We start from the raw sequence: 3,164 nt of genomic DNA on the forward strand, positions 1-3,164 counted from the left end.
CGCCGGGCTGCCGCATGGTCTGGCGAACCGGGGTGGGCAGGGGCGGGGCGGGTGGCGAAACCCCTCGCCACTCGCCACTCGCCACCTGCTACTGGCGCGTCAGCGTCCCGGCCGGTTCGCCAGCGCCGAGGCCGGAGCCAGTTGCAGGCCGCGGGCCTCGAGGCCGGCGGTCCAGCGGGCGGCCGCCTCGACGGTGACCGGATAACTGAAGCCCGTGCCCAGCGCAGAGCCGCGCGTCTTGGCCAGGGCCTCGAGCGCGTTGAGCTGGCCCATGATGGCGGCGGGCGATTGCTGCTCGTCGATGATGCGGTTGGCGCTGGCGCGGGCCCAGGCGCCCGGGCGGCGGCTCATCGAGCCGTCGTCAAGGAAGGCGATCCCGCGCTGGCGCAGAACGGCCATGAAGGCGGTCATGCCGGCCTCGGAGGTGACGAAGCGGTCGCCGAGATAGTTGGTGACGCCGAAATAGCCGGTCGCCCGTCCCAGCAGCCAGTTCATCTTCGCCTGGATGTCAGCGGCCTCGGCGTCGGCCAGAAGGGTGTAGGGGCCGGGATCGTTGTTCGGATAGCCGGTGGGCTCCATCGGCATTTCCAGCATGACCTCGTGGCCCTGGGCGCGGGCCAGGTCGATCCAGCCCTGCAGACCCTCGGCATAGGGCACGAAGCTGAGGGTGACCTCGGGGGGCAGGCGTTCGATGGCGGCGCGGGTGGTGGCGGCGTTGAGGCCGAGGCCGCCGACGATCAGGGCGACGCGCGGGTTGCCGTTCGAGACGAAGGGCCGGGCATAGGCCTGGGCCGGGACGCGGCCGTCCGGCGCGATGCGCGGCAGCGGGCCCTCGGGGCCCGGCTGGCTGAGGCCGGCGATGGGGGCCTGGGGCAGGGGCTGGGCGGCGATGCGGGGCGCGGTGACCGCGGTCCCGGCGCCGGAGACGGTGGCGCCGTCGGGCAGGGTGATGACCGCCTCGCCCATCAGGGCGGGGTCGCCGCCCTCGCCGGTCAGGTCCTGATACAGGCCCGAGCCATCCAGCGAGAAGGCCTCGAGCCCGGTCGGCACGGGGGTCGGAGCGGCGGCGGGCCGATTCAGGGCGACGCGGGCCGAGGGAGCCCCGGCGCGGGGATCGCCCAGCACGGTGACGAACAGGGCGGCCGCGCCCAGCAGCAGGACGCCGGCGGCGGCGACGGCCACCGGCGGCTTCTTCAGCATGCGGAGCGCGGGGGCGAGGGTTTCGGCCACGGAGCGGCGGGCGGGCGGAGCGCCCGCGGTGGCGGCGAGAACGGACTGGCGCTTGGCGAACATGGGCAAAGGAACTGGGCGCTCGAACGGGGGTCCGCGGGACGGACTCCTTCAAGACCCACATTGACCGTGCGTCGGTTAAGAAAGCCTAACGCGGTGTTAGGCATGTGGGGGGGGATCAGGCAGCAGGCAGCAGGTCAGCGGGAGGGCTGGGCCTCTACGCGGGTGATCAAACCGTGGAGCATGCGCCCGACTTCATCCGTCTGATCGAGCAGGGGCGCGGTGGCGCCGGAAGCAAGCAGACTGCTGCCTGCTGCCTCACTCACGGCGTTTCGTCCGCCTCCGGCTCGACGGCGGCCATGGCCGTGCCCGGCGCGGTGACGACGATGCCTTCCGGGGCGGCCGCCAGCTGCGTCAGGTTCCCGCCCGCGCGCAGCACGTCGAAGGCCCGCTCCAGCTGGTAGTCCTTGTCCTTGTCGTAGGCCTCGCCCGGGGCCTCGTGAGGGACGTGCGGGCCCTTGCGCTCGGCCCCGATGGAGGCGTCGAGCGCCGTGGCGTAGGCGGCCTCGGAATAGATGAAGTTCGAGCGCGACACGATCTTGGCCTCGGCCTCGGAGCGGGCCACCTCGAGATCCGGCTCGATGCCGATCTTCTGGATCGAGGCGCCGGAGGGCGTGTAGTAGCGCGCCGTGGTGATCGACAGGGCCCCGTCGGCCCCGCCGCGCAGCGGGATGACGCTCTGCACCGACCCCTTGCCGAAGCTGGTCAGGCCGATGACGGTGGCGCGCTGATGGTCCTTCAGGGCCCCGGCGACGATCTCGGAGGCCGAGGCCGAGCCGTAGTTGATCAGCACCACGACCGGCAGGCCGTCGGTCAGGTCGCCCGGACGGGCGGCGTAGCGCAGGATCTGCTCGGGCCGGCGACCGCGCTGGCTGACGATCTCGCCGCGCTCGAGGAAGGCGTCGGAGACGGCGATGGCCGCATCCAGCAGACCCCCGCCGTTGTTGCGCAGGTCCAGGACATAGCCCTTGAGGGCCGGGTTCTCGGCCTTGAGCCGGGCGATGGTCTCGCCCAGTTCGCGTCCGGTGTTCTCGTTGAAGGTCGAGATGCGCAGCACGCCGTAGTCGCCCTCGATGCGGCCGGTGACCGAGTCGATCTTGATTATCTCGCGGGTCAGGACGACCTCGCGCGGCTCCTCGCCGTCGCGCAGGAAGGTGACCTTGACCGAGGTGCCGGCGGCGCCGCGCAGCTTTTCGGAGACCTGGCTGACGGTCAGGCCGGAGGAATTCTGGCCCTCGATGGCCGAGATGACGTCGCCGGCCTGGACGCCGGCGCGGGCGGCGGGGCCGCCGTCCATCGGCGAGATGATCTTCACCAGCCCGCCCTCGGACGAGATGGTCAGGCCGACGCCGGTATACTGGCCCTCGGTGCGCTCGCGCAGCTCGGTGTAGCCCTTGAGCGGCAGGTAGGAGGAGTGGGGGTCCAGCGCCCCCATCATGCCCTGCAGGGCGGCCTCGATCAGCTTCTTGTCGTCGACCGGCACGACATAGTCGCGCTCGACCGTGGCGAGGGCGTCGCCGAACAGGCCGATCAGGCGGAAGGCCTCGTTGCGCGGGGTCTGGCCGGCGGTCGTGGCGGCGCCCAGGCCGACCACGGTGGCGGCGACGGCGCCGATCATCAGAAACTTGCGCATACGGTCTACTTCCAGCGGGCCGCGGAAACGGCCCGTACATCTCAGGTTAGGCGGCTGCCGGCGCCCAAATCGTGACCGAGCGCCGGTCTGTCGATAAAATCAGCGTCATCGGAGGATGGGAAGCGGATTCGCTGAACAGGGACTAGCCCCTCATCTCAGCCACGGCCCCGGGTCGATCGGGCGTTCCTCGCGGCGCAGTTCGAAGCCGATCTCGCCGTCGGGGCCCGAGCGGCCCAGCGCC

General features: G+C 71.7%; 2 protein-coding genes. Both read right to left on the reverse strand.

Translation table 11 applies throughout. The features are described 5' to 3' along the window. Positions 1-99 precede the first annotated feature (99 nt). Complete coding sequence (locus tag RDU12_RS14280; RefSeq protein ID WP_308685294.1) at positions 100-1,293, reverse strand: divergent polysaccharide deacetylase family protein; 1,194 nt, start codon at positions 1,291-1,293, stop codon at positions 100-102. Between the two features lie 259 nt (positions 1,294-1,552). Continuing rightward, complete coding sequence (locus RDU12_RS14285) at positions 1,553-2,923, reverse strand: S41 family peptidase (protein ID WP_300293108.1); 1,371 nt, start codon at positions 2,921-2,923, stop codon at positions 1,553-1,555. Positions 2,924-3,164: the final 241 nt, after the last annotated feature.

Origin of the sequence: Brevundimonas sp. (assembly GCF_031082345.1) — a bacterium.
In the GTDB taxonomy this organism is placed as follows: domain Bacteria; phylum Pseudomonadota; class Alphaproteobacteria; order Caulobacterales; family Caulobacteraceae; genus Brevundimonas.

What these genes read in the sequence shown, in the direction of transcription:
- RDU12_RS14280 (WP_308685294.1), bottom strand. Translation starts at nt 1,293, where the DNA reads ATGTTCGCCAAGCGCCAGTCCGTTCTCGCCGCCACCGCGGGCGCTCCG.
- RDU12_RS14285 (WP_300293108.1), bottom strand. Translation starts at nt 2,923, where the DNA reads ATGCGCAAGTTTCTGATGATCGGCGCCGTCGCCGCCACCGTGGTCGGC.